This is a genomic window from Pseudomonas sp. TE6288, from assembly GCF_054062095.1.
On sequence record NZ_JBSSEW010000008.1, the window covers coordinates 1 to 25,627 of the forward strand.

Below are 25,627 nucleotides of genomic sequence, written 5' to 3' on the forward strand. Positions count from 1 at the left end.
TCACCGCCGCCCGCCACTGTTTTGTTTTTCCACCCCCCGGCCGCCGGGGGGCCCCCCCCCCCCCCCCCCAATACCGCGCCGGGGGGGGGGGGGGCGCCCCCCCGCGATGAGGCCGGTACAGGTATGAAAAAGCCGGCAAAAACGCCGGCTTTCGGTTCGATCAGTCCAGTTGCTGAACAGTCTTCTTCACTTGCTCGGGGAAGAACAGCCGCTGCAGCTCCAGCCCTGGCTGCTCTGCGCGCATGAACGCCTCGCCGACCAGGAAGGAGTACACCTCGTTGATTTCCATCAGCTCGACATCGGCCCGGTTGAGGATGCCGCTTTCGGTAATCGCCAGACGGTCACGCGGGATGCGCGGCAGCAGGTCGAGGGTGGTCTCCAGGCTGACCTCGAAGGTATGCAGGTTGCGATTGTTGACCCCGACCAGCGGTGTATCGAGGGTCTTCAGCGCACGCTCCAGTTCATCGCCGTCATGCACTTCGACCAGCACGTCGAGGCCGACGTCCTTGGCCGTGGCCGCCAGCTCGGCCATTTTCACGTCGTCCAGCGCTGACACGATCAACAGCACGCAGTCGGCACCCAGGGCGCGGGCCTCGACGATCTGATAAGGATCGACCATGAAGTCCTTGCGGATCACCGGCAGCGAAACGGCGGCACGCGCCTGCTGCAGGTAGATGTCAGCGCCCTGGAAATAGTCCACGTCGGTCAGCACCGACAGGCAGGTTGCGCCACCCCTCTCATAGCTGACGGCAATTTCCGCCGGCACGAAGTTTTCGCGGATCACGCCCTTGCTCGGCGAAGCCTTCTTGATTTCGGCAATGACCGCCGGCTGCTTGCGCCTGGCCTGCTCGATCAGGGCATTGGCAAAGCCACGCGGGGCATCGGCCGCCTTGGCCAGGCGCTCGAGCTCACCCAGGCTGACCCGCGCGCTGCGCTCGGCCACTTCCTGGAACTTGCGGGCGATGATCCTTTCCAGCACCGTCGGTACACTCATGCTTCGTTCTCCACCTTGAATACCGCGGTAAAGGCGCCCAGCTCCTGGAGTTTTTCCCAGGCCAAGCCGGTGTGCAGGACATCGTGAGCCAGCTCTACACCCTGGGCCAGGGTCATCGCGTGATCAGCGGCATACAGCGCCGCGCCCGCGTTGAGCACGATCATCTCGGCGGCCTTCTGGCCGTTCTCGGTCTTGCGCCGGCCCAGGGCATCGCGGATCAGTTCCAGCGAGGCCTGCGGGCCCTCGACCGCCAGGCCATGGAGGCTCTGGCTCTTCATGCCGAGGTCTTCCGGCTCGACCCAATACTCGGTGATCTGGTCGTTCTTCAGTTCAGCGACAAAGGTTGGCGCAGCCAGGCTGAACTCGTCCAGGCCATCCTTGGAGTGCACCACCAGCACATGCTTGCTGCCCATGCGCTGCAGCACTTCGGCCAATGGGCGGCACAGGGCCTGGGTGAACACGCCGACCACCTGGTGCTTCACACCGGCCGGATTCGTAAGCGGGCCGAGCATGTTGAACAAGGTACGCAGCCCCAGTTCGCGACGCGGGCCAGCGGCGTGCTTCATCGCGGTATGGTGGGTCTGGGCGAACATGAAGCCGATGCCGAGGCTGTCGATGCAGCGGGCCACCTGCACCGGAGTCAGGTTCAGGTAGATGCCGGCAGCTTCCAGCAGGTCGGCGCTGCCGCTCTTGCCGGAGACGGCGCGGTTGCCGTGCTTGGCCACCGTGCAGCCCGCAGCCGCCAGCACGAAGGCCGAGGCGGTGGACACGTTGAAGATGTTGGCGCCGTCGCCGCCGGTGCCGACGATGTCGACCACGCCGTCGAGGGTCTTGAGCTCGACCTTGTCGGCCAGCTCACGCATCACCGACACCGCGCCGACGATCTCGTCGATGCTCTCGCTCTTCATGCGCATGCCCATGAGGAAGGCGCCGATCTGCGCCTCGCTGCACTGGCCGGTCATGATCTGGCGCATGACGTCGCGCATTTCCTCGGTGGACAGGTCCAGGTGGCCGACAATGCGGCTCAAAGCGGTCTTGATTTCCATGATCGGTCCTTAACGGCGTCCGCCGGTCTGCTTGAGGAAGTTGGCGAACAGCTCGTGTCCCTGCTCGGTGAGGATGGATTCCGGGTGGAACTGTACCCCCTCCACGTTCAGGGTTTTATGACGCAGGCCCATGATCTCGTCGACGGAGCCGTCTTCATGCGCGGTCCAGGCGGTCACTTCCAGGCAGTCGGGCAACGTGTCGCGCTTGACCACCAGCGAGTGGTAGCGGGTCACGGTGAGCGGATTGTTCAGGCCAGCGAACACACCCAGGTCGCGGTGGAACACCGGGCTGGTCTTGCCGTGCATCACCTGGCGGGCACGCACCACGTCACCGCCATAGGCCTGGCCGATGGACTGGTGGCCCAGGCACACGCCGAGGATCGGCAGCTTGCCGGCAAAGTGCAGGATGGCCTCGATGGACACACCGGCCTCGCTCGGCGTGCAGGGGCCCGGGGAGACGACGATGCGTTCGGGGTTCAGGGCTTCGATCTGGGCGATGGTCATTTCGTCATTGCGAATGACCTTGACCTCGGCACCGAGCTCGCCGAGGTACTGCACGACGTTGTAGGTGAAGGAGTCGTAGTTGTCGATCATCAGTAACATCTGGAACGAACCTCTTGAATACTGACTTTTGATTCGAGCCTTCCCTGCTGCCATGGGCGCGGGAAAATTCCGCGGTGAGCGGCGGTTAAAGCGAAGGGAAGGCAAACAGGAGCGGGCCGGGCATGCCGGCAAGAGATAAAGTCAGGCGCGCCAACGCCAACGGGCGACGGCCTTGATAACGCGCATCAAGAGTTTGCTGACGATCAACACGGGGTAGGTCTCGTTCATACGTCAGGGCACAGTAGCCTACCGGGGCGACGGGCGCAATACGCCCGTAAACACTGGGAAACCAATGCGATGGTGGGCGAAGACCGGCGATTTGCTAAGGTCATGCGGCTTGCTTCGATAAAAACAACGAAAAGGATATTCATGCATGCGCAAGACTCCCTTCCTGTTCTCCGCCCTCGGCATCCTCGCCCTGGCTTGCAGCCAGGCGATGGCCGGCCCCTCCCCTTATTCATCGCTCATCGTCTTTGGCGACAGCCTCAGTGATGCCGGGCAGTTTCCCGACCTGACCGGCGGCACGCCAGGCATGCGTTTCACCAACCGCGATGCCGATGGCAACTACGCGCCCGTATCGCCGATGATCCTGGGGGGCAGGCTGGGCTTTTCGGGAACTGCCCTGGGACCATCGACATCACTCAGCAACCAGCTGCAAGGCACGCCCGACGGCAACAACTGGGCCGTGGGCGGCTACACCACCCAGCAGATCCTCGACTCGATCACCGACACTTCGAAAGCCGTCATCCCGCCCGGGCGCCCTGGCGCGGGGGTGGTCCTGCGCGAGCGTGACGGTTACCTGGCCAATGGCCTGCGCGCCGACCCCAATGCCCTGTACTACCTGACCGGTGGCGGCAACGACTTCCTCCAGGGCCTGGTCAACAGCCCCGCGACCGCAGCCGCAGCAGGTGCCCGCCTGGCGGCCAGCGCCCAGGCGCTGCAACAGGGCGGAGCCCGCTACATCATGGTCTGGTTGCTGCCAGACCTGGGCCAGACACCGAACTTCAGCGGCACGCCCCAGCAAGGACCGCTGTCGCAACTGTCCAGCGTGTTCAACCAGTCGCTGGTCAGCCAGCTCGGGCAGATCGACGCCGAGATCATTCCGCTCAACATTCCCACCCTGCTGCAAGAGGCCCTCGCCAGCCCCGCCCAGTTCGGCCTGGCCGCCGACCAGAACCTGGTCGGCACCTGCTACAGCGGCGACGGTTGCGTGGGCAACCCGGTCTACGGGCTGAACGGCACGACCCCGGACCCGACCCGGTTGCTGTTCAACGACTCGGTACACCCGACCATCGCCGGCCAGCAGCTGATCGCCGACTATGCCTATTCGATCCTGGCCGCGCCGTGGGAGCTGACCCTGCTCCCGGAAATCGCCCACGCCAGTATCCGCGCCCACCAGGATGAACTGCGCAACCAGTGGCAGACACCCTGGCAGGCCGTCGGTCAATGGCAGGCCTTCGTCGCCACCGGCGGCCAGGACCTGGATTTCGGCAGCCAGCGCAGCGCCGCCAGTGGTGACGGGCGCGGCTACAACCTGACCCTCGGCGGCAGCTACCGGCTCGACGACGCCTGGCGCGTGGGGCTGGCGGCCGGTGTGTACCGGCAAAAGCTCGAGGCGGGCCAGGATGATTCGGACTACAAGCTCGACAGCTACTTGGCCAGCGCCTTCGCCCAGTTCCGCCAGGATCGCTGGTGGGCTGATGCGGCATTGACCGCCGGTCACCTGGATTACCGCGACCTCAAGCGCACCCTCGCCCTGGGTGTGAACGACCGCAGCGAGAAAGGCGACACCGATGGCGAGGCCTGGGCCGTCACCGGCCGGGTGGGCTACAACCTGGCGCCCGAGAGCAGCCACTGGCAACTGGCGCCGTTCATCAGTGCCGACTACGCGCGGGTCAAGGTCGATGGCTACGACGAGAAGAGCGGCCGCTCCACGGCGCTCGGTTTCGACGACCAGGAACGTACGTCGCGCCGGCTCGGAGCCGGCCTGCTGGGTAGCGTGCAACTGCTGCCGACGACAAAGCTGTTTGCCGAGGTGGCCCGCGAGCATGAATTCGAGGATGACCAGCAGGACTTGCGCATGCACCTGACCAGCCTGCCGGCGAACGACTTCACCCTCACCGGCTATACACCGGACAGCAACCTGACGCGGGCCAGCCTGGGGGTGAGCCATGAACTGGTGCCGGGGGTGAACCTGCGGGGGAACTACAACTGGCGCAAGAGTGATGAGTTGCGCCAGCAGGGAGTGAGCGTGGCGTTGAGCCTGGACTTCTGAGTTGTCTGGGGCCGCGCCGCGGCCCCTATCAACCTACTTGGAGGTTTGCTCGGCCAGCGCCACCGCGCGGAACATCGCCCGGCGCTTGTTGATGGTTTCTTCCCACTCCAGCGCCGGAACCGAGTCGGCGACGATGCCGCCACCGGCCTGCACATGCAGTTCGCCATCCTTGATCACCGCAGTGCGGATGGCGATGGCGGTATCCATGTTGCCGTTCCAGGCAAAGTACCCCACCGCGCCACCGTAGACGCCGCGCTTGACCGGCTCCAGCTCGTCGATGATTTCCATGGCGCGGATCTTCGGCGCGCCGGAGAGGGTACCGGCCGGCAGAATCGCCCGCAGCGCGTCCATGGCCGTCAGCCCCTCGCGCAGCTGGCCGGTGACGTTGGACACGATATGCATGACGTTAGAGTACCGCTCGATGACCATCTTCTCGGTCAGGCGCACGCTGCCGGTGGCGGACACGCGACCCACGTCGTTGCGGCCCAGGTCAATGAGCATCAGGTGCTCGGCGATTTCCTTGTCATCCGACAGCAGGTCGTCTTCCAGGGCCCGGTCGGCTTCTTCGGTGGCGCCACGCGGGCGGGTACCGGCGATCGGGCGCACGGTCACCAGGTTGTCTTCGACCCGCACCAGCACTTCCGGCGAGCTGCCCACCACATGGAAGTCGCCGAAATTGAAGAAGTACATGTACGGCGTCGGGTTGAAGCAACGCAGCGCCCGGTAAAGGTCGATGGGCGCGGCCTTGAAGTCGATGGACATGCGCTGGGATGGCACCACCTGCATGCAGTCGCCGGCCAGGATGTATTCCTTGATCCGGCCCACCGCGTTTTCGTAGTCGTCACGGGTGTAGCTGGAGCGGAACTCGGGTTCGGCTGCCTGTGGCCCGCTCAAGTCCAGGCCGCGGCGCGGGGTGATCGGCTGGCGGAGGGTGTCCAGCAAACCTTGCAGGCGGGCCTGGCCCTGCTCGAACGCTTGTTCTTCGGCCGGATCAACCAGCACGATCGCATGCATCTTGCCGGCCAGGTTGTCGAACACCACTACCGCGTCGGAGACCATCAGCAGGATATCTGGCACGCCCAGCGGATCGGGGTTGGGGCTGGCGCCCAGGCGTTTTTCCACATAACGCACGCAGTCGTAGCCGAAGTAACCGACCAGGCCACCATTGAAACGCGGCAAGCCTGGGATGTCAGCGACCTTGTAACGGTCCTTGAACGCCTCGACGAAAGCCAGCGGGTCTTCGACGTCGTGGCTTTCCACCTCGACGCCATCCTGCAGGATGCTCACATGGTAGCCATGCACACGCATGACGGTGCGCGACGGCAGACCGATCATCGAGTAGCGGCCCCATTTCTCGCCACCTTGCACGGACTCGAGCAGGTAGGAGTTGGGCTGGTCAGCCAGTTTCAGGTAGATCGACAGCGGCGTGTCGAAGTCAGCCAGGGTTTCGCAGGCCAGGGGGATGCGGTTGTAGCCGGCAGCGGCCAGGCGCAGGAATTCTTCGCGGGTCATGTGTAGCCTCGGGGCAAGCAGCAATGGGGTCGGGCAAACGGATGTACCGGCAGGCGCCGGCGGGCGGGAGTCAGGCGCGCCAGCGCCAGCGGGCCAGGGCCTTGATGACTTTCATCCAGAATTTGCCAGTAACCACCACGTCGTTGTCTCTGCTTTGCGGGGCTTGAAGGTCCGCCAACGTTATCCCAGTGTCGGTGACTAAGCAACCGGGCAGCAGCAGGCGCAGGTCGCTGAGCACCAGGCTGGGCGACTCCTCGTCGATGGGGCGGCCATGGTTGTAGCCGTAGCTCAGGCCGACGCACTGCACCCCCGCGGCCTTGGCGGCTAGCACGTCGCTGCGTGAATCGCCGACGAACAGCGCCTGCTCGGCGCTGACGCCGGCCATTTTCATGACAAACAGCAGCGCTGCAGGGTCGGGCTTCTTCTGTGGCAGGGTGTCGCCGCCGATGATCCAGCGGAAATAGCGCCCGATCTTCATCTGGTCAAGCAAAGGGGCAACGAAGCGTTCGGGCTTGTTGGTGATCAGTGCCATCTCCACACCCTGCTTGCGCAGCCAGCGCAAGGTGTCGCGCACGCCGGGGTAGACCACGGTGAGTTCATGGTTATCGGCATAGGCCTCCATGAACAGCGCCAGCGCTTGCTCGGCCAGCGCATCGTCCACCGCGGCGTGATCAATACCGCCGGCCAGGGCCCGGCGCACCAGCACCTGGGCGCCGTTGCCAACCCAGTGGCGCACGGCCTCAAGGCCTGCAGGCGGTCGCCCGAGTTCGAGCAGCGTGCGGTCGACGGCTGCGGCCAGGTCAGGTACCGAATCGATCAGGGTGCCATCCAGATCGAACATCACCAGCCTGGGCAGTGTCCCCGGGAACAGCTGCTCGAAGCCGCTCATGCGCGTGCCAGCGCCATTTCGGCACGCATCTTGTCGATGACTTCCTTGTAGTCCGGGGCATTGAAGATCGCCGAGCCGGCGACGAAGGTGTCAGCGCCGGCGGCGGTGATCTCGCGGATGTTGTTGACGTTCACGCCACCGTCGATCTCCAGGCGGATGTCACGACCGCTGGCGTCGATCAGGGCACGGGCTTCGCGCAGCTTGTCGAGGGTGCCGGGGATGAACTTCTGGCCGCCGAAACCTGGGTTTACGCTCATCAACAGGACCATGTCGATCTTGTCCATCACGTACTTCAGCGCATCCAGGCTGGTAGCCGGGTTGAACACCAGGCCGGCCTTGCAGCCGCCGTCCTTGATCAGTTGCAGGGAACGGTCGATGTGCTGCGTGGCTTCCGGGTGGAAGGTGATGTAGGTGGCGCCGGCCTCGATGAAGTCGCCGATGATGCGGTCGACCGGGCTGACCATCAGGTGCACGTCGATGGGCGCGGTCACCCCGTACTTGCGCAGGGCGCTGCAGACCATCGGGCCGATGGTCAGGTTGGGCACGTAGTGGTTGTCCATGACATCGAAGTGGACGATGTCGGCCCCGGCGGCCAGGACCTTGTCGACGTCCTCGCCCAGGCGGGCGAAGTCGGCGGACAGAATGGAGGGGGCAATAGCGTAGGGCTGCATGGCGCACCTGTTGGGCAGAATCACGGTGGCGCGCATTGTAACTCAGGGAAGCGGATCGGGGCTGATTGGTATCAACGCCGGCGCAGCAGACGGTCGAACGGATGGCGTGGAAGCGGGCTTGCCCCGCGATTGCGATCGTGAATTCGGCATGCCATCGCGGGGCAAGCCCGCTCCCACGTCACCCGCGTCGAAGATTCAACCTAGCTGCTGGGTCCTCAGTTTCTCACTGCGCCCACGCAACCACTCCAGGGTCAGCAGCAGGATCACCGAGAAGGCGATCAACAAGGTCGCCGCCGCGGCGATGGTCGGGCTCAGGTTTTCGCGGATGCCACTGAACATCTGCCGTGGCAGGGTCGCCTGCTCGGGCCCGGCAAGGAACAGGGTCACCACCACCTCATCGAACGACGTGGCGAAGGCGAACAGCGCGCCGGAGATCACCCCAGGGGCGATCAACGGCAAGGTCACCCGACGGAAGGCCAGCAGAGGCGAGGCCCCAAGGCTCGCCGCCGCGCGCACCAGGTTGTAGTTGAACCCCTGCAGCGTGGCCGACACGGTGATGATCACGAACGGCACACCCAGCACCGCATGTACCAGGATCAGCGAGGTGAAGCTGTTACCCATGCCCAACGGCGCGAAGAACAGGTAGCTGGCCACGCCGATGATCACCACGGGCACCACCATCGGCGAGATTACCAGCGCCATCACCAGCGACTTGCCGGGGAAGTCGCCACGGGTCAGGCCGATGGCCGCAAGGGTGCCGAACACCATGGCCAGCAGCGTGGCTGCGGGGGCAACGATGATGCTGTTCTTCAGGGCGCGCATCCATTCGGCGGAGGCGAAGAAGTCCTGGTACCAGTGCAACGAAAAGCCTTGCAGCGGATAGACCAGGAAGCTCCCGCTGTTGAACGAAAGCGGGATGATCACCAGCACCGGCAGCACCAGGAACAGCAGGATCAGGCCGCACAGGATGCGCAGGCTGTAGAACCACACCCGCTCCACGGGCGACATGTAAGGGCTCAGCATGACAAGGCTCCTCAGCTCAGGCGCAGGCGGCTGGCGCCGACCAGCCAGCTATAGATCAGGTACAGCAGCACGGTGGCCAGCAGCAGCAATCCGCCCAGGGCGGTGGCCATGCCCCAGTTGATGCTGGTGTTGGTGTAGAAGGCGACGAAGTAGCTGACCATCTGGTCGTTCGGGCTGCCCAGCAGCGCCGGGGTGATGTAGTAGCCGATGGCCAGGATGAACACCAGCAGGCAGCCGGCGCCGACACCGGCGTAGGTCTGCGGGAAGTACACCCGCCAGAAACTGGCGAACGGATGGCAGCCGAGGGAGATCGCCGCGCGCATGTAGCTGGGCGAGATACCTTTCATCACGCTGTAAAGCGGCAGGATCATGAACGGCAACAGGATGTGCACCATGGAGATGTACACGCCGGTACGGTTGAACACCAGCTCCAGCGGCTGGTCGATGATGCCCATGGCCATCAGCGCACTGTTGATCAGCCCGCCTGACTGCAACAGCACGATCCAGGCCGCCACCCGCACCAGGATGGAGGTCCAGAACGGCAGCAGCACCAGGATCATCAGCAGGTTGCTCTGCCGGGTCGGCAGGTTGGCCAGCAGGTACGCCAGGGGATAGGCCAGCAACAGACAGATCACGGTGATCACCACACCCATCCACAGGGTGCGAGCGAAGATGTCCAGGTAGATGGCCTGGTCGGGGGTGGCCTTGGCCAACTCGCCCAGGTCGTCGATACGGTGGTCCAGCGCGGCCAGCAGGTAGAACGGCGTGACACTGCTGGTGTTGCGACGGATCGCCTGCCAGTAGGCAGGATCGCCCCAGCGCTCGTCGAGCGTCTGCAAGGCTTCTTTGTAGGAGGCAGGCTCGGCCTTGAACGGCAGCGCCCGCGCAGTCTTGGCCAACAGGCTGCGGTAACCGGCCAGCTCCATGTTCAGGCGCTTGGAAAGGTCACCCAGGGTCTGGTTCTTGCGAGACTCGGCAAGGTCTTGGCTCAGGGCCTTGTAGACCTCCTCGCCCGGCAGGCTCTTGCCGTCCCACTGCGTCACTGCCTCGACGGTGCGCGGCAGGCCGGCGACCACCTCGGGGTTGCCGACGCTTTTGTACAGCAGTGCCGCGATCGGCACCAGGAACACCAGCAGGAGGAACAACGCCAGCGGCGCGATCAACGCCTGGGCCTTCCAGCGGTTGACCCGCTCGGCATGCTTGAGGCGCTGCTTGAGGCTTTTACCCGCGCCTTCGTTGAGGGGCACTGCAATGGCCATGGCGAACTCCGCGATACAGGCTGAAATTGGGGCTGCTGCGCAGCCCATCGCCGGCAAGCCGGCTCCCACAAGTACTGCACAGGTTTTATGGGAGCCGGCTTGCCGGCGATGAAGGCTCCAGATGGTTTACTTCTTCGCCGCCCAGGCGTTGAAGCGTTGCTCCAGTTGTTCGCTGTTGTCGGCCCAGAAGGCCACGTCGATCTGCACCTGGTTGGCGATGTTCTCAGGGGTGGTCGGCATGTCCTTCTTCACCTCGGCCGACAGCAGCTCCACCGCCTTGCTGTTGGCCGGGCCATAGGCGATGTTCTCGGAGTAGGTCTTCTGCTGCTCGGGCTGGACGGTGTAGGCGATGAATTTCTTCGCCTCTTCCACATCCTTGGCACCTTTCGGGATGGCCCAGGCATCGAAGTCGTAGATGCCGCCGTTCCACACCACCTTGAGGTTGCTTTCCTTCTGCACCGCGGCGATACGACCGTTGTAGGCCGAGCTCATGACCACGTCACCCGAGGCCAGGTACTGCGGCGGCTGGGCACCGGCTTCCCACCACTGGATGCTCGGCTTGAGTTCGTCGAGCTTCTTGAAGGCGCGGTCCTGGCCTTCTTTGGTGGCCAGCACCTTGTACACCTCTTTGGGTGCGACGCCGTCAGCCATCAGGGCGAATTCGAGGGTGTACTTGGCGCCCTTGCGCAGGCCACGCTTGCCCGGGAATTTCTTGGTGTCCCAGAAGTCGGCCCAACTGGCAGGCGCGCTCTTGAGTTTGTCGGCGTTGTAGGCCAGCACCGTGGACCAGACGAAGAAGCCGACGCCGCACGGCTGAATGGCGCCGGGCACGAAGTCGCCTTCATTACCGAACAGTGCGGGATCAAGCTCTTCGAACATGCCTTCATCGCAACCTCGGGCCAACTCCGGCGACTCCACCTCGACCAGGTTCCAACTGACGCTCTTGGTGTCGACCATGGCTTTGACCTTGGCCATCTCGCCGTTGTACTCACCGGCGACGATCTTGCCCTTGCCCGCCTTTTCCCATGGTTCGTAGAACGCCTTGGTCTGGGCCGCCTTGTTGGCGCCGCCGAAGGAAATTACGGTCAGGTCGGCCGCCATGGCCTGGCCGGCGGCGAACAGGCCAAGGGCCAGGGCGGTCAGTTTCAACTGCTTGCGCATTATTATTCTCTCCACAGTTCAGGGTTGGTGAAGCAAACCATCAATGGGCGTCGGCAATCGGATCGAGCGCGCGGGCGTGCTCCACCTCCCAGCCCAGCGGTACCACGTCGCCCACAGCCAGGGCCGGGTCGAGCTCGGCGATTGGCTGCTTGACGAAGAAATCGGCCTTGCCACAGACCTCCAGGCGTACCCGCACGTGGTCGCCCAGGTAGATGAACTCGGCGACACGACCGGAGAAGCGGTTGACGCAGTTCTCGCTGTGGCCGTTCAGGCGTACCCGCTCGGGGCGGATCGACAGCGTCACCGGGTCACCGGCCTGGCCAACGTTGACCGCCAGCGCATCGACCCGCTCGCCACGGGCCAGTTGCACCTGGCAACGGCTGCCGTCACTGGCCAGCAGGGTGCCGTTGATGCGGTTGTTCTCACCGATGAAGTTGGCGACGAAGGTGTTGCAAGGCTCTTCGTAGAGGGTGCGCGGGTCGGCGATCTGCTGGATCTCGCCCTGGTGGAACACCGCCACCCGGTCGGACATGGTCAGCGCCTCGCCCTGGTCGTGGGTCACGTAGACCACGGTCACGCCCAGGCGCTGGTGGATATGCTTGATCTCCATCTGCATGTGTTCACGCAACTGTTTGTCGAGGGCGCCGAGCGGCTCGTCCATCAGCACCAGCTGTGGCTCGAACACCAGGGCACGGGCCAGTGCCACGCGCTGCTGCTGGCCACCGGAAAGCTGGCCGGGATAGCGCTTGGCGAAGGCATCCAGCTGGACCATGCCGAGCACGCGCTTGACCCGCTCGCTGACGTCGGTCTTGCTGAGGTTGCGCACGGTCAACGGGAAGGCCAGGTTCTCGGCCACGGTCATGTGCGGGAACAGTGCGTAGTTCTGGAACACCATGCCGATATCGCGCTTGTGCGGCGGCACATTGTTGATTGAGCGCCCGGCCAGCTGGATCTCACCGGCGGTGGGGGTCTCGAAGCCTGCCAGCATCATCAGGCTGGTGGTCTTGCCCGAACCGGAAGGGCCGAGCAGGGTCAGGAACTCGCCCTTGCGGATGTCCAGATTGAGGTCCTTGACGATCAGCGATTCGCCGTCGTAGCTCTTCTGCACACCTCGGAAGCTGACCAGCGTCTCGTTCGAATTCGCCTCGCTCATGCCCTGCACCTTCTTGTTGGAATGACTGCGTTGGCAAAAGCGTAGAAGACGCGCAAAGCCCCGGAAATCGGGGGCGCTGAGAGAATGCCATCATCCGGATGGAAGACTTGTTGTAGGGATCGCCCTACAAGGATGGCGTTTTCAGGTAACTCGAGCTTTGCAGGAGCGGCTTTAGCCGCGAGCACCCGCGAAGCGGGTGTCGGAGACAGCGGCGCTTGCATCGCGGCTAAAGCCGCTCCTACGGTGAGATCGCGTAAAAGCCATTGTCGTAACCAGAACACTCACACCAACTTGTGCTCCATGGCGTATTTCACCAGCTCCGCCAACGAGTTGACCTTGAGCTTCTGCATCAGCCGCGCCTTGTGGGTGCTGATGGTCTTGCTCGACAGCGCCAGCTGCAGGGCGATGTCGTTGACGTTGGCGCCCTGGGCCAGGCGCTCGAACACCGAGAATTCGCGCTCCGACAGCAGCGTGTGCAGCGGCCGGGTTTCGGTCAGGCCCACCTCGAACACCATGCGGTCGGCCAGGGCCGGGTCGATGTAGCGCCCTCCCCCCGCCACCCGGCGGATAGCCGTGAGCAACAGCGCCGGGTCGCTATCCTTGGTCGCATAGCCCGCCGCACCGGCCTTGAGCGCCCGCGCCGCCATCTGCGCCTCGTCATGCATCGACAGCATCAGGATCGCCGGCGGATTGTTCAGCGCACGGATCCGCGGGATCGCCTCCAGGCCATTCACCCCAGGCATGGAGATATCCAGCAGCACCACCTCGCAGGGCGTGTGGCGCAGGGTCTCCAGCAACTGCTCGCCATTGCCCGCCTCGCCCGCCACCTGCATGTCCTTGGCCAGGCCGATCAATTGCTTGATGCCTTCCCGGACGATGGTGTGGTCTTCCGCCACCAGCACTCGAATCACGATTGTTTCTCCTGCTTCAAAGGAATCGCCACGCTCAGGCTGGTGCCCTCGCCCGGCTCGCTGTCCAGGTTCATGCTGCCACCGTGCATCAACACCCGCTCACGCACACCCACCAGGCCGAACGAAGTCGGCCGCGCCGCCTCCATGGCAAACCCCACGCCGTCGTCGATCACGGTCATGCGCAACTGCCCGGCCTCGTGAACCAGCTCGATCTGCACCGTGTGCGCCTGGGCATGGCGCATGACGTTGGTCAGCGCCTCTTGCAGGATACGGAACAGGCCGATGGCCTTGGCATCGCTCAAGGGTGGCAGATTGTCCGGTACCTGCACCAGGCAGGGGATCTGCGTGCGCGCCTCGAAACGCCGCGCCTGCCACTCGATGGCCGAGGCAATGCCGGCGTCGAGGATCGGCGGGCGCAGGGCCGTGGCCACGTCGCGTACCAGCTGGAACAACTGGGCGATCAGGCGCTTCATGCTGGCCAGGCGCTCGTTGAGGGCGGGATCCAGCTTGGCGAACGCCAGCTCGCACATCGACACTTCAAGCTTGAGCACCGTGAGCATCTGCCCCAGTTCGTCGTGCACTTCGCGGGCAATCCGCGCCTTCTCCTCTTCGCGCACGCTTTCCAGGTGCGCCGACAACTCGCGCAATTGCTCCTGGGACCCGGCCAACGCCAGCTCGGCCTGCTTGCCCTGGGTGATGTCCCAGACCACGCCGTCCCACACCATGCGCCCATCGGCCAGGCGGCGGGTGGTCGCCTTGATGTCGGCCCAGCGCTGCTCGCCCTGGCGGGTGAGGATACGCCCCTGCCAGGACCAGTCCTGATCGCTGGCCAAGGCCAGGTCCTGGACCCGATGGTAATCGGCGCGATCCTCCGGGTGGACCAGGTTGCGCAGCCCCATCTGCGGGTGCTGGATCGCCGCCGGGGTGTAACCGACCAGCGCCTCGCTGCCTTCGCTGATATAGGGAAACTCCGGGTCGCCTTCGGCCGGATCGCGCTCCAGGCGAAACACCAGCCCCGGCACGTTGCCAGCGATCCCCTTGAGCCGCGCCTCGCTTTCGCGCAGCGCGGCCAGGTCGCGCCGGCGCTCGGTGACGTCGGCGAGGAACACCACCAGGTACTCGGCATCGCGAAAACGCAGGAACGACAGCGACAACTCGACCGGGAACAGGCTGCCGTCGGCGCGCCGACACTGGCTTTCGAATTGCTGCTCGCCGCCATCCCCGGTACGGGCACGCTTCCACAGTTCCAGCCAGCGATCCATCTTCAGGTTCGGCTCGATAACGACCAGCGGCAGCTCCAGCAGCGCCCCCTCGGCAAAGCCCAGCATGCGCTCGGCGGCATGGTTGGCGTAGCGCACATGGCTGTCCCAGTTGACCCAGAGGATGCCCACCGTGCTCTGGTCGATGGAAAACTGACTCAGGCGCAAAGCCTCCTCACGCACCTGGCGCTCGACCAGGCTCTCCCGGGCCGCCAGCAACCCGCGCTCCAGGCCGCGCTGCTGACGACGCTGCCAGGCCAGGGTCGCCAAGGCGCACAGCAGCAGCAGGCCGAACAGCAAGGCCAGGTTCTGCCAGAACCCGGCGGACTCGGAAAACCGGGGATACCTGGGCTGCAACCAACGCTGGTGCATCTGCTCCAGGGTCTTGGCCGGCAGGGCCTGCAAGGCACGCTCGAGAATATCAGCCAGCACTGGCCAATCGCGCCGTGAGCCGACCCGCAGCAACTGCGGCAGACCGATATCACCCACCACCGCGAGGTCGGCAAACTCGCCTTCGCGCGACAGCCGGCTAAGCTGCGCCTCGTCCAGCACGGCGAAGCTGGCCTGCCCACCCAACACCAACTGCAGGGCCTCGCGCTCGTCGGGTACACCCTGCAGGTTCAGATTGCCGTAGTTGCCGCGCAGGTAATCCACCAAGGTACCGGGCATGCGTACCGCCACGCGGTCATTGGCGTTCAGTTTTTCCAGTTCCACGGCTACCGCGCCGCTGCGCATGCCTACCACCAATTGCGGCACACGCATGTAAGGGTCACTGAACAACCACAGCCGCAGGCTGGTCGGCGTTTGCATAAGGCCTGGAGCGAAATCGATCTCGCCCGCCTGCAAGGCATGCTCAAGGGCGGCCTGGTCGGCAAAGCCGCGCCAGGTCAAATCCAGGCCCAACGCCTGGGACAAGGCGCCGACCAGTTCGACGTTGGCCCCGTAGAATTGCTGCAGGCGCCGGTCGAACTGGGCATAGGGCGCCTGCAGTACCAGGCCGACGCGCAAGCCGCGGTGTTCGTCCAACCATTGCTGCTGGGCTGGATCCAGCATCACGGCAGGCGGCGCCTGCGGCTTGGCCAGGGCGATCAAGGGTAGACACAACCAGCCGATAACCCACAGGCAACGCACTCGCTTCATCTCTACGCTCGTCTTGGCAATGACGGCCACCTGGCGTGGCCGTCGCGGGCAAATACCATTAGGCTGCCGGTATGATTCTGGCCTTGGATTGATCGATGTTCACACTTTATCGCACGACGCTGGCAATGTTCTGCCTGGCTTCGGCCCTGCCGTTCGCGGCTCAAGCCGACGACGCCGAGAAACCCGAAGCGCCCGCCGAGGCGGCCGCGTCCGCTCCCGCTCCGCGCCCACCGCTGCTCGAGCGCAGCCAGGACGATGCCATGGCCCTCGAGCGCCAGGTACCCAAGGCCGAACAGCAGACCTTGCAGGCCAATGGTGAAAACTTCCTGGCGCTGTGGAAGCCTGCCAACGACAGCGATCCGCAAGGCGCGGTGATCATTGTCCCGGGCGCGGGCGAAAGTGCCGACTGGCCCACCACCGTCGGCCCGCTGCGTCGAGGTTTCCCCGATGTCGGCTGGAGCACCCTGAGCCTGAGCATGCCCGACCTGCTGGCCGAGCGCCCACAGGCGCGGGTCGAGGCCAAGCCCGCAGTCGAACCGAAAAAACAAGACGGCGAGTCGGCTCCAGCCAAGGACACGCCCGCCGATGCCAACGCCAACGTTGCCCAGGCGACCGCGCCGGAAGCGGATACCGCCGAAAGCACCGACGCGGTCGAAGCCGACGAACACACCAGCGAGGAAGATGCCGAGCGCATCTTTGCCCGCCTCGACGCCGCCGTGGCCTATGCCCAGCAGGAGAAAGCGCGCAGCATCGTGTTGCTGGGCAACGGCAGTGGCGCGTACTGGGCCGCACGTTATCTCAGCGAGAAGCAGCCGCCCCAGGTACAGAAACTGGTAATGGTCGCCGCGCAGACACCCGCGCGGGTTGAGCATGACCTGCTGAGCCTGACCCCGACGCTGAAGGTACCAACCGCCGACCTCTACTACGTCACCCGCACAGCAGATCGGCTGGCGGCCCAGCAGCGCCTGCAGGCCAGCAAGCGGCAAAAGGGCAGCCAGTATCGCCAGGTGTCGCTGATGGCCATACCTGGCAACAAAGCGGCGGAACAGGAGCAACTGTTGCGCCGGGTGCGCGGCTGGTTGACGCCGAAGGAAGAGTAACAACAGCCGCTCCTGCCCGCCTCGGCAGGAGCGGGCTTGCCCGCCGGTGTACCTACAGCCCCCGCCGCTTGCGGATCATGGCATAGGCCTGATGCAACTCACGGGTAAGCTCGGTCGCCTCGCGCACCTTCGCTTCGCTGGCGCCACTGCCCACCAGCTTGTCCGGATGGTGCCGGCTGAGCAGGCGCCGATAGGCCTGTTTGACCTTGTCGGCCTCGGTATCCGGCTCTACCCCCAGCAATCTCAGCGCCGCCGCATAGGTCATGACGCCGCCTTCGATCGAAGAACGTCGCGGCTCATAATCTAGCGACAAGGCCTGCACCTGGTTGCGACTGAGCCCCAACTGCTGCCCCCAGCCGAGCAACAGGTCACGCTCCTGGCGCCCGGCCTTGCCGTCGGCCCAGACCATGCGCCAACAGGCACGCAAGGTGCCTTCGGCGCCGTGGGGCTGCATCTTTATGCGGCGCAGGTAGTGCCCCAGGCGCTCCTTGCCCGACTTGCCCCGGTTGAACGCGGCTATCGCACGCATCCGCGCTGGCTCCGCCAGGTCCAGCCGGGTCATTTCCTGCCGCGCCTGCTGGATATGCCCTTCACCCACCCGGCCATCGCTCTTGGCCAGCCGCCCGAGCAGAACGAACAACAACTCTTCGTCACGCAGTGCCGGGCGCCCGCCCAGGCGCTCGCGCGCGTCCTCCCAACCCTGCAGCCGCAGGCGCCGATCCATGGCCTGGCCCAGCAGCGCCCCCAGCAACGCACCTGGGATGCTGGCCACGGCGAAACCGGCACCGGCACCAATCACTGTGCTCGGCCACCACATATCAGGCACGCTCCCCGATCAGGCGCTCGACATCGGCCAGACGCTCGAGGGTGCCGACATCGATCCAGTGCCCGCCATAGTGCTCGCCGCTCACCCGCCCTTCGGCCATGGCGCTGCGCAACAGAGGAGCCAATTTGAATGCACCGGGCTGGCAACCTGCGAACAGCGCCGGGTCCAGCACCGAGATACCACTGAAAGTCAGCGTTCCCGGGGCGTCATCGCCATCGCTCACCTGCCCGTCCGCCAGGCGGAAGTCGCCACGGCCGTGGTGGCCGGGGTTGTCCACCAGCACCAGATGCGCCAGGCCGTGCAACGGTGCATTCAGGCCGGCGAAGTCGTAGTCGGTCCAGACATCGCCATTGACCAGGATGAACGGTGCATCACCCAGCAGCGGCAGCGCCTTGAAGATCCCACCACCGGTCTCCAGCGGCTCGCCCTCCGGCGAATAGCTGATCACCAGGCCGAAGCGGCTGCCATCGCCCAGGTGATCCTCGATCTGCTGGCCAAGCCACGCATGGTTGATGACCACCTCGCGAATACCGGCACGGGCCAGGGCCTCTAGGTGGTACTCGATCAACGGCTTGCCGGCGGCTCGCACCAGCGGCTTGGGCGTGTGCAGGGTCAGCGGGCGCATGCGCTCGCCCTTGCCTGCCGCCAGGATCATCGCCTTCATGAACGCGCCCCGGCATGCAGTTCGGCAATCAGCTGGCCCAGCTCGGCCAACTCAGGCCGGCGGCTGATCACTTCATCTATATAAGCAAAGAACCGCGGCACGTCGGCCAGATAGCGTGGCTTGCCGTCGCGGTGGCAGATGCGCGCGAAGATACCGATCACCTTGAGATGGCGTTGCACCCCCATCAGGTCGCTGGCTCGCTGGAAGGCATCGAAGTCCCCCTGTACCGGAATCCCGGCGGCCTGCGCCTTGTGCCAGTAATCACGCAGCCAGCCCTCGACGCGGGCCTGGGGCCAGCTGAGGAAGGCGTCCTTGAACAGGCAGGTGATGTCGTAGGTGACCGGACCATAGACCGCATCCTGGAAATCCAGCACGCCTGGGTTTGGCGTACTGTGCATCAGGTTGCGCGGCATGTAGTCGCGGTGCACCAGCACCTTGGGCTGGGCCAGGGCACTGTCGATCAGCAACTGGCTGACCCGTTGCCAGGTGGCCTGCTGCGCGTCGCTGAAGCTCAGGCCAAGCGCGCGGCCCACGTACCACTCGGGGAACAGTTCGACCTCACGGCGCAGCAGGGCGACATCGTAGCTGGGCAGTGGCGCGTCCATCGGCAAGCGCTGGAACGCCAGCAGCGCATCGATGGCGTCGGCGAACAGGGCATCGGCATTGCCCTGATCAATGATGTCCAGGTATGTCTGCCGGCCCAGATCCCCCAGCAGCAGGAAACCGCGCTCCAGGTCCTGGGCATGGATGACCGGCACGTGCACGCCCGCCGTGGCCAGCAAATGGTCGATGTCGACGAACGGGCGGCAGTTCTCCTGGGGCGGCGGCGCATCCATGATCACGAAGCTGTGCCCGGCGCCCTCCCAGCGGAAGTAGCGGCGGAAACTCGCATCGCTGCTGGCGGCGGTCAGGCTGCCGGCGGGCACTTCGCCCCAGGCATTGGTACGGAAGAGGTTCTCCAGCTGCCCGGCAAGCCAGGCGGTCAGTTGTTGCAGGCGTACATCGTGATCGGGCATTACAAGGGTTCTCCGACGGCCCTAGCCGTCAAGCGGGTCATGCTTTATTATCCAGCATCTTTTTCAGACCATCGAGAGGCGTGCGGCCCCCACACGCGGGCAGATGGCACGCAGGAAGCCCGGACTAATAAGATGGCATTGAAATCCCCCGCGTTTCGTAGAAAGTTTCCGTTGCTCGTGACTGGCGGTTTGCTGGCCCTGCAACCCCTGGCCACGTCGTACGTGGTGGCGGCCGAGCAGTTCGACTGCCAAGTGTCCGCTTCCGGTGGCTGGGACTGCAAGCCCAAGACCGCTGCCAACTTGCCTCCGCGCCCGGTACACCCGGGCGCTGCCGCGGCCAGCACGGGTGCCGAGGCACCCGGCGAAGTCGCCGCGACCGAGGCCGACAAGCCGATGCTGGTCACCGAGGCCAAGGGCCGCGGCCTGAAGTCGCGCAGCGAAGACTACAGCCATCTGGACTGGGTCCCGCGCGAGAAGCTCACTGCCGCGCAACTGGCCGAGACCGGCCCGTACTGCGGCGGCGCCTACATCGAGCCGACCCGCCCGGGCATGAACGACTCCACGCCCAAGGACGAGTCGCCGACCTACATCAACGCCAAGGTCTCCAAGTACCAGCAGGAGCAGCAGATCGCCACCCTCGCCGGTGACGTGGTCATGCGCCAGGGCAGCATGCAGGCCGAAGCTGACGAAGCCAACCTGTACCAGGCCGAAAACCGCGGCGAGCTCAAGGGCAACGTCAAGATCCGCGACAACGGCTCGCTGGTGGTTGGCGACGAGGCGCAGATCCAGCTCGATACCGGCGAGGCCCGGGTCGACAACGCCGAATACGTGATGCACAAGTCGCACATCCGCGGCAACGCGCTGTACGCCAAACGTGCGGAAAACGCCATCATCCGCCTCAAGGACGGTACCTATACCACCTGTGAGCCGGGCAGCAACGCATGGCAGCTCAAGGGCAACAACATCACCCTGAACCCGGCCACCGGTTTCGGCACCGCGACCAACGTGACGCTGCGGGTCAAGGATTTCCCGGTGTTCTACACACCGTACATCTATTTCCCGATCGACGACCGTCGCCAGTCCGGCTTCCTGCCGCCATCGTTCAGTTCCAGCAGCGACACCGGCTTCATGCTGGTCACGCCGTACTACTTCAACCTGGCGCCTAACTACGATGCCACGTTGTACCCGCGCTACATGGCCAAGCGCGGCATGTTGATGGAAGGCGAGTTCCGCTACCTGACCAAGTCCAGCGAAGGGCAGTTCGGCGGTGGATTCCTGAACGATCAGGACGACGACCGCGAGAAGCAGACGGACTACAAGAAAGACCGCTGGATGGTCAACTGGCAGCACAAGGGCGGTCTGGACGAGCGCCTGATGGCCGAAGTGGACTACACCGATATCAGTGATCCGTTCTACTTCCAGGATCTGGAGACCGATCAGATTGGTGTGCAGAGCCGTGATTACATCAACCAGCGTGGCACGCTCACTTATCGTGGCGATAACTACACTGCTGGCTTGAATCTGCACGCCTATGAATTGGCAACGATTTCGCAGATCACCCCGTATGACCGTCTACCGCAGCTGACCCTCAACGGCATGCTGCCCTTCCATCCGGGCGGCGTGGACGTCGGTTACGAAGCCGAAGCGGTACGCTTTGATCGGGATCTGAAGAATGATCTAGTGTTCGACAAGGACGGTAACCCTGATGAAACTGCCGGTGTCGAACTTGACCCCATTACCGGCGCTGTCCTCGGAGGACGCCGCCTGGATCAGAACGTCTTCGGCGTAGCCCGCTCCAACGGCAATCGCCTTAACGTCGCGCCATCGATCAGCCTGCCGCTCGAAGCCAGCTATGGCTACGTTACGCCCAAGCTGAAGTACGTCTACACGCACTACGACCTCGACCTCGACAGCAAGGGTAAGAAAGACCTCGCCGACAATCCGGGCATGGTTGGCGTATACGGCGACTTCAAGAGCAATCAGAACCGCGATATCCCGGTGTTCAGCGTCGACAGTGGCCTGTACTTCGATCGCAATACCCAGTTGTTCGGGACGAACTACCGCCAGACCCTCGAGCCACGGCTGTTCTACCTCTACGTACCGTACAAGGATCAAACCGACATCCCGCTGTTTGACTCCGGCGAGAGCACCTTCAACTACTCGTCGCTGTTCCGCGACAACCGTTTCAGCGGCATCGACCGCATCGGCGACGAGAACAAGCTGTCGCTGGGCGTGACCAACCGCTGGATCGAAGAGAACGGGTTCCAGCGCCAGCGTTTCAGCATCGGCCAGGCGCTGTACTTCAAAGATCGCAAGGTCCAGCTTCCAGGCATCGACTACCGCACCCGAGTGGACAGCAAATCGGATGTCTCGCCGTATGCGCTCGAATACGAATACGCCTTCAACCGCGACTGGCGCTTCAATTCGGACTACAACTGGGACCCGGACACCCACAGCCCTCGCTCGGGCAGTGCGATGTTCCACTACCAGCCCGAGGACAACCCGAACAAGGTGGTTAACCTCGGTTACCGCTATCGCAACGACCTGATCACTTACGACTCGCAGACCGGCAACTGGAAGGTCGGTGGTGGTGACTACGGTACGCCAGGCACGCCGGGCTATATCAAGGACTACTACAAGATCCAGCAGCACGACTTCTCGGTCATCTGGCCGATCGTGCCGCAATGGAGCGTCATTGCACGCTGGCAGCATGACTACAACCGCAATCGCACGCTGGAAGCGATGGGCGGCTTCGAGTACGACAACTGCTGCTGGAAACTGCGCCTGATCAACCGTTACTGGATGGACTACGACGACTTCAGCCAGGCCATCCCGAACAACGAGAAGGGCGACCACGGCATCTTCCTGCAGATCGTGCTCAAAGGGCTCGGTGGTGTAGTCGGCAACAAGGTCGAATCGTTCCTGGACCAAGGCATTCAAGGTTACCGTACCCGTGAAGAGCAAGCTTATTGATCGTCTGCGCCCGCTGATGCTGGGCGCCGCAATGCTGAGTGGCGCGGTGCATGCCGCGGTACAACCCATCGACCGCATCGTGGCCACCGTCGACAACGACGTGGTCATGCAGAGCCAGCTGGACCAGCGCGTTCGCGAAGTGCAGCAGACCATCGCCAAGCGTGGCGGCGGCGTGCCACCCACCAGCGCGCTGGAACAGCAAGTGCTGGAACGCCTGATCGTCGAGAACCTGCAACTGCAGATCGGCGAGCGCTCTGGCATCCGCATCACCGACGAAGAGCTGAACCAGGCCGTCGGCACCATTGCCCAGCGCAATGGCATGTCGCTGGAGCAGTTCCGCGCCGCCCTGGCCCATGACGGCCTGTCGTACGACGATGCCCGCGAGCAGATCAAGCGCGAGATGGTCATCAGCCGTGTGCGTCAGCGCCGCGTTGCCGAGCGCATTCAGGTCTCCGAGCAGGAAGTGAAGAACTTCCTCAACTCGGACCTGGGCAAGATGCAGATGTCGGAAGAATACCGCCTGGCCAACATCCTCATCCCGACCCCGGAAGGTGCCAACTCGGAGGCCATCCAGGCCGCCGCGCGCCAGGTAGGCGATGTCTACCAGCAGCTCAAGCAAGGCGCGGACTTCGGCCAGATGGCCATCGCTCGCTCGCGCAGTGAAAACGCCCTGGAAGGCGGTGAGATGGGCTGGCGCCAGGCAGGCCAGCTACCACCAGACTTCGCCAAGATGCTCAGCAGCATGGCGGTCGGCGACATCACCCAGCCGATCCGCATCCCCAACGGCTTCATCATCCTCAAGCTGGAAGAGAAGCGCGGCGGGAGCCAGAGCGTGCTGCGCGACGAAGTGCACGTACGCCACATCCTGATCAAACCGAGCGAGATCCGCAGCGAAGCCGCCACCGAGCAACTGGCCGAGCGCCTGTACGACCGGATCCAGAACGGTGAAAACTTCGCCGAGCTGGCGAAGAGCTTCTCGGAAGACCCGGGTTCGGCGCTCAACGGCGGCGATCTCAACTGGGTCGACCCGAACAGCCTGGTACCTGAGTTCCGTGAGCAGATGGCCAACGCCGAGCAAGGCGTGGTGACCAAGCCCTTCAAAACCCAGTACGGCTGGCATGTGCTGGAAGTGCTGGGCCGCCGCGCCACCGACAGCACCGAACAGGCTCGCGAGCAGCAGGCCATGAACGTCCTGCGCAACCGCAAGTACGACGAAGAGCTGCAGAACTGGCTGCGCCAGATCCGCGACGAAGCCTACGTTGAAATCAAGCTGCCTGGCGCCGACCAGGTCGCCCAGTGAAACCCCTGCGCTTCGCCGTCACCCCCGGCGAGCCAGCCGGCATCGGTCCCGACCTGTGCCTGCTGCTCGCCGCCGAGGTCCAGCCCCACCCCCTGATCGCCATCACCAGCCGTGACCTGCTCGCCGAGCGGGCCACGCAGCTGGGCCTGGACGTCAAGCTGATCACGGTTGAGCCGAGCGCCTGGCCGGAGCAACCCGCTCCCGCCGGCAGCCTGTATGTCTGGGATACCGCCCTGGCCCACCCGGTGACAGCCGGGCAGCTGGACAAGGCCAACGCCGCATTCGTCCTGGAAACCCTGACCCGTGCCGGGCAAGGCTGCCTGGACGGACACTTCGCCGGGATGATCACCGCGCCGGTGCACAAGGGCGTGATCAACGAAAGCGGTATCGCCTTCTCCGGGCATACCGAATTCCTCGCTGACCTCACCCACACCACACAAGTGGTAATGATGCTGGCCACCCATGGGCTGCGCGTGGCACTGGTGACCACTCACCTGCCCCTGCGGGACATCGCCGAGGCCATCACCGGCGACCGCCTGGAGCGCGTCACCCGCATCCTGCATGCGGACATGCACGACAAGTTCGGCATTGCCAACCCTCGCATCCTGGTCTGCGGGCTCAACCCGCATGCCGGAGAAGGCGGCCACCTGGGCCGTGAAGAAATCGACATCATCGAGCCGGCGCTGCAGCGCCTGCGTGCCGAAGGCATGGACCTGCGCGGCCCGCTGCCGGCCGATACCCTGTTTACCCCCAAATATCTGGAGCACTGCGACGCGGTGCTGGCGATGTACCACGACCAAGGCCTGCCCGTGCTCAAGTACAAGGGCTTCGGCGCTGCGGTCAATGTGACGCTGGGCCTGCCGATCATCCGCACCTCGGTCGACCACGGCACCGCCCTGGACCTGGCCGGCACCGGTCGAGTCGACACCGGCAGCCTGCGCGTCGCCCTGCAAACCGCCTACCAGATGGCCGAGAACCGACCATGACCGAGCATTACCAACACCGGGCGCGCAAGCGCTTCGGCCAGAACTTCCTGCATGACGCCGGAATCATCGACCGCATCCTGCGGGCGATCAACGCCAAGGCCGGCGAACACCTGCTGGAAATCGGCCCGGGCCAGGGCGCCCTGACCGAGGGCCTGCTGGGCAGTGGCGCTCAGCTGGACGTGGTCGAGCTGGACAAGGACCTGGTGCCGATCCTGCAACACAAGTTCGCCGGGCGCGGTAATTTCCGCCTGCACCAGGGTGATGCCCTGAAGTTCGACTTCAATCAGCTGGGCGTGCCGGAGCGCAGCCTCAAGGTGGTGGGCAACCTGCCCTACAACATCTCCACGCCGCTGATCTTCCACCTCCTGGCCCATGCCAACCTGATCCGCGACATGCATTTCATGCTGCAGAAGGAAGTGGTCGAACGCATGGCCGCGGGCCCTGGCGGCGGCGACTGGGGCCGCCTGTCGATCATGGTGCAGTACCACTGCCGCGTGGAGCACCTGTTCAACGTCGGCCCGGGTGCCTTCAACCCGCCACCAAAGGTGGACTCGGCGATCGTGCGGCTGGTGCCCCACGAGACCCTGCCGCATCCGGCTAAAAATCCAAAGCTGCTGGAACACGTGGTACGCGAAGCCTTCAACCAGCGTCGCAAGACCCTGCGCAACACCCTCAAGGGCCTGCTCGACAGCCAGGCCATCGAGGCCGCTGGCGTGGATGGCAGTCTGCGCCCCGAGCAGCTCGACCTGGCCGCCTTCGTGCGCCTGGCCGACAAGCTGGCCGAACAGCAGGCCTGACCAGGCCTGCGCAGGACAAGCCCGTCCCACCGTGGGAATGGGCTTGCTTGCGCTCAGGCATGACTGGCC

The 25,627-nt window shown here is 64.5% G+C and carries 21 protein-coding genes; 6 read left to right on the top strand and 15 right to left on the bottom strand.

Annotated features, from left to right (window positions below):
• Positions 1-160: 160 nt before the first annotated feature.
• From trpC to ACVWY1_RS09795, 3 genes are read right to left on the bottom strand one after another with little or no spacing between them, the layout of a single operon-like run.
• Entirely contained in the window at positions 161-994 is an 834-nt protein-coding gene (trpC, locus tag ACVWY1_RS09785; protein WP_198753816.1) for an indole-3-glycerol phosphate synthase TrpC, read from the bottom strand.
• A complete protein-coding gene (trpD, locus tag ACVWY1_RS09790) occupies positions 991-2,040 on the bottom strand; it encodes an anthranilate phosphoribosyltransferase (RefSeq protein ID WP_102685216.1) in 1,050 nt (349 codons plus the stop codon). The genes trpC and trpD overlap by 4 nt, the downstream gene beginning before the upstream one ends.
• 9 nt (positions 2,041-2,049) lie before the next feature.
• On the bottom strand, positions 2,050-2,643 hold the full coding sequence (locus ACVWY1_RS09795) for an aminodeoxychorismate/anthranilate synthase component II (protein ID WP_046857364.1): 594 nt from the start codon (positions 2,641-2,643) through the stop codon (positions 2,050-2,052).
• Between the two features lie 373 nt (positions 2,644-3,016).
• Here ACVWY1_RS09795 and estP point away from each other — a divergent pair, with 373 nt between their 5' ends.
• Positions 3,017-4,918 (top strand): esterase EstP, encoded by a 1,902-nt coding sequence (gene estP, locus ACVWY1_RS09800; RefSeq protein WP_277502568.1) that lies wholly within the window; start codon positions 3,017-3,019, stop codon positions 4,916-4,918.
• Positions 4,919-4,951: 33 nt separating this feature from the next.
• Here estP and trpE read toward each other — a convergent pair whose 3' ends face one another.
• The 9 genes from trpE to ACVWY1_RS09845 all read right to left on the bottom strand — a co-directional run bounded on the left by trpE (position 4,952) and on the right by ACVWY1_RS09845 (position 15,896).
• Positions 4,952-6,430 carry an anthranilate synthase component I gene (trpE, locus tag ACVWY1_RS09805; RefSeq protein ID WP_277502567.1) on the bottom strand — a complete coding sequence of 493 codons (1,479 nt, stop codon included), beginning with the start codon at positions 6,428-6,430 and terminating at the stop codon, positions 4,952-4,954.
• A gap of 70 nt (positions 6,431-6,500) precedes the next feature.
• The gene (locus ACVWY1_RS09810; protein WP_277502566.1) at positions 6,501-7,319 is read right to left on the bottom strand and encodes a phosphoglycolate phosphatase; all 819 of its coding nucleotides are present in this window, start codon (positions 7,317-7,319) and stop codon (positions 6,501-6,503) included.
• Positions 7,316-7,990: a ribulose-phosphate 3-epimerase gene (gene rpe / locus ACVWY1_RS09815; protein WP_102685224.1), complete on the bottom strand. Its 675-nt coding sequence runs from the start codon at positions 7,988-7,990 to the stop codon at positions 7,316-7,318. The genes ACVWY1_RS09810 and rpe overlap by 4 nt, the downstream gene beginning before the upstream one ends.
• Before the next feature lie 195 nt (positions 7,991-8,185).
• Entirely contained in the window at positions 8,186-9,013 is an 828-nt protein-coding gene (locus ACVWY1_RS09820) for an ABC transporter permease (protein ID WP_457378195.1), read from the bottom strand.
• Positions 9,014-9,024: 11 nt separating this feature from the next.
• A complete protein-coding gene (locus ACVWY1_RS09825; protein ID WP_277502565.1) occupies positions 9,025-10,272 on the bottom strand; it encodes an ABC transporter permease in 1,248 nt (415 codons plus the stop codon).
• A 126-nt stretch (positions 10,273-10,398) separates the two neighbouring features.
• Positions 10,399-11,433, bottom strand: a complete 1,035-nt coding sequence (locus ACVWY1_RS09830) for an ABC transporter substrate-binding protein (protein WP_102681939.1) — start codon at positions 11,431-11,433, stop codon at positions 10,399-10,401.
• A 40-nt stretch (positions 11,434-11,473) separates the two neighbouring features.
• On the bottom strand, positions 11,474-12,586 hold the full coding sequence (locus ACVWY1_RS09835) for an ABC transporter ATP-binding protein (protein ID WP_102681938.1): 1,113 nt from the start codon (positions 12,584-12,586) through the stop codon (positions 11,474-11,476).
• Between the two features lie 281 nt (positions 12,587-12,867).
• The gene (locus ACVWY1_RS09840; protein ID WP_172670942.1) at positions 12,868-13,500 is read right to left on the bottom strand and encodes a response regulator; all 633 of its coding nucleotides are present in this window, start codon (positions 13,498-13,500) and stop codon (positions 12,868-12,870) included.
• A complete protein-coding gene (locus tag ACVWY1_RS09845; RefSeq protein ID WP_277502563.1) occupies positions 13,494-15,896 on the bottom strand; it encodes a PAS domain-containing sensor histidine kinase in 2,403 nt (800 codons plus the stop codon). The genes ACVWY1_RS09840 and ACVWY1_RS09845 overlap by 7 nt, the downstream gene beginning before the upstream one ends.
• A 95-nt stretch (positions 15,897-15,991) precedes the next feature.
• On the opposite strand from ACVWY1_RS09845, the gene ACVWY1_RS09850 reads away from it, so the two are divergent.
• Positions 15,992-16,996 (top strand): alpha/beta hydrolase family protein, encoded by a 1,005-nt coding sequence (locus ACVWY1_RS09850; RefSeq protein WP_139668067.1) that lies wholly within the window; start codon positions 15,992-15,994, stop codon positions 16,994-16,996.
• 52 nt (positions 16,997-17,048) lie between these two features.
• Here ACVWY1_RS09850 and ACVWY1_RS09855 read toward each other — a convergent pair whose 3' ends face one another.
• From ACVWY1_RS09855 to ACVWY1_RS09865, 3 genes are read right to left on the bottom strand one after another with little or no spacing between them, the layout of a single operon-like run.
• Positions 17,049-17,813, bottom strand: a complete 765-nt coding sequence (locus ACVWY1_RS09855) for a TerB family tellurite resistance protein (protein WP_277502562.1) — start codon at positions 17,811-17,813, stop codon at positions 17,049-17,051.
• A 1-nt stretch (position 17,814) separates the two neighbouring features.
• Entirely contained in the window at positions 17,815-18,486 is a 672-nt protein-coding gene (gene murU, locus ACVWY1_RS09860; protein WP_277502561.1) for an N-acetylmuramate alpha-1-phosphate uridylyltransferase MurU, read from the bottom strand.
• Entirely contained in the window at positions 18,483-19,502 is a 1,020-nt protein-coding gene (locus ACVWY1_RS09865) for an aminoglycoside phosphotransferase family protein (protein ID WP_457378196.1), read from the bottom strand. Before ACVWY1_RS09865 ends, murU begins: the two co-directional genes overlap by 4 nt.
• Positions 19,503-19,634: 132 nt before the next feature.
• Here ACVWY1_RS09865 and ACVWY1_RS09870 point away from each other — a divergent pair, with 132 nt between their 5' ends.
• The 4 genes from ACVWY1_RS09870 to rsmA are packed head-to-tail and all read left to right on the top strand — an operon-like array spanning position 19,635 to position 25,558.
• Complete coding sequence (locus tag ACVWY1_RS09870; RefSeq protein ID WP_277502558.1) at positions 19,635-22,475, top strand: LPS-assembly protein LptD; 2,841 nt, start codon at positions 19,635-19,637, stop codon at positions 22,473-22,475.
• The gene (locus ACVWY1_RS09875) at positions 22,456-23,775 is read left to right on the top strand and encodes a peptidylprolyl isomerase (RefSeq protein WP_102681930.1); all 1,320 of its coding nucleotides are present in this window, start codon (positions 22,456-22,458) and stop codon (positions 23,773-23,775) included. Before ACVWY1_RS09870 ends, ACVWY1_RS09875 begins: the two co-directional genes overlap by 20 nt.
• Complete coding sequence (pdxA, locus tag ACVWY1_RS09880) at positions 23,772-24,761, top strand: 4-hydroxythreonine-4-phosphate dehydrogenase PdxA (RefSeq protein WP_277502556.1); 990 nt, start codon at positions 23,772-23,774, stop codon at positions 24,759-24,761. The genes ACVWY1_RS09875 and pdxA overlap by 4 nt, the downstream gene beginning before the upstream one ends.
• On the top strand, positions 24,758-25,558 hold the full coding sequence (gene rsmA, locus ACVWY1_RS09885) for a 16S rRNA (adenine(1518)-N(6)/adenine(1519)-N(6))-dimethyltransferase RsmA (RefSeq protein WP_102681928.1): 801 nt from the start codon (positions 24,758-24,760) through the stop codon (positions 25,556-25,558). The genes pdxA and rsmA overlap by 4 nt, the downstream gene beginning before the upstream one ends.
• The last annotated feature ends 69 nt before the right edge of the window (positions 25,559-25,627 follow it).

What these genes read in the sequence shown, in the direction of transcription:
- ACVWY1_RS09865 (WP_457378196.1), bottom strand. Translation starts at nt 19,502, where the DNA reads ATGCCCGATCACGATGTACGCCTGCAACAACTGACCGCCTGGCTTGCC.
- ACVWY1_RS09870 (WP_277502558.1), top strand. Translation starts at nt 19,635, where the DNA reads ATGGCATTGAAATCCCCCGCGTTTCGTAGAAAGTTTCCGTTGCTCGTG.
- murU (WP_277502561.1), bottom strand. Translation starts at nt 18,486, where the DNA reads ATGAAGGCGATGATCCTGGCGGCAGGCAAGGGCGAGCGCATGCGCCCG.
- ACVWY1_RS09810 (WP_277502566.1), bottom strand. Translation starts at nt 7,319, where the DNA reads ATGAGCGGCTTCGAGCAGCTGTTCCCGGGGACACTGCCCAGGCTGGTG.
- estP (WP_277502568.1), top strand. Translation starts at nt 3,017, where the DNA reads ATGCGCAAGACTCCCTTCCTGTTCTCCGCCCTCGGCATCCTCGCCCTG.
- trpE (WP_277502567.1), bottom strand. Translation starts at nt 6,430, where the DNA reads ATGACCCGCGAAGAATTCCTGCGCCTGGCCGCTGCCGGCTACAACCGC.
- ACVWY1_RS09850 (WP_139668067.1), top strand. Translation starts at nt 15,992, where the DNA reads ATGTTCACACTTTATCGCACGACGCTGGCAATGTTCTGCCTGGCTTCG.
- ACVWY1_RS09855 (WP_277502562.1), bottom strand. Translation starts at nt 17,813, where the DNA reads ATGTGGTGGCCGAGCACAGTGATTGGTGCCGGTGCCGGTTTCGCCGTG.
- rpe (WP_102685224.1), bottom strand. Translation starts at nt 7,990, where the DNA reads ATGCAGCCCTACGCTATTGCCCCCTCCATTCTGTCCGCCGACTTCGCC.
- rsmA (WP_102681928.1), top strand. Translation starts at nt 24,758, where the DNA reads ATGACCGAGCATTACCAACACCGGGCGCGCAAGCGCTTCGGCCAGAAC.
- ACVWY1_RS09820 (WP_457378195.1), bottom strand. Translation starts at nt 9,013, where the DNA reads ATGCTGAGCCCTTACATGTCGCCCGTGGAGCGGGTGTGGTTCTACAGC.
- ACVWY1_RS09835 (WP_102681938.1), bottom strand. Translation starts at nt 12,586, where the DNA reads ATGAGCGAGGCGAATTCGAACGAGACGCTGGTCAGCTTCCGAGGTGTG.
- ACVWY1_RS09795 (WP_046857364.1), bottom strand. Translation starts at nt 2,643, where the DNA reads ATGTTACTGATGATCGACAACTACGACTCCTTCACCTACAACGTCGTG.
- trpC (WP_198753816.1), bottom strand. Translation starts at nt 994, where the DNA reads ATGAGTGTACCGACGGTGCTGGAAAGGATCATCGCCCGCAAGTTCCAG.
- trpD (WP_102685216.1), bottom strand. Translation starts at nt 2,040, where the DNA reads ATGGAAATCAAGACCGCTTTGAGCCGCATTGTCGGCCACCTGGACCTG.
- ACVWY1_RS09830 (WP_102681939.1), bottom strand. Translation starts at nt 11,433, where the DNA reads ATGCGCAAGCAGTTGAAACTGACCGCCCTGGCCCTTGGCCTGTTCGCC.
- ACVWY1_RS09825 (WP_277502565.1), bottom strand. Translation starts at nt 10,272, where the DNA reads ATGGCCATTGCAGTGCCCCTCAACGAAGGCGCGGGTAAAAGCCTCAAG.
- ACVWY1_RS09845 (WP_277502563.1), bottom strand. Translation starts at nt 15,896, where the DNA reads ATGAAGCGAGTGCGTTGCCTGTGGGTTATCGGCTGGTTGTGTCTACCC.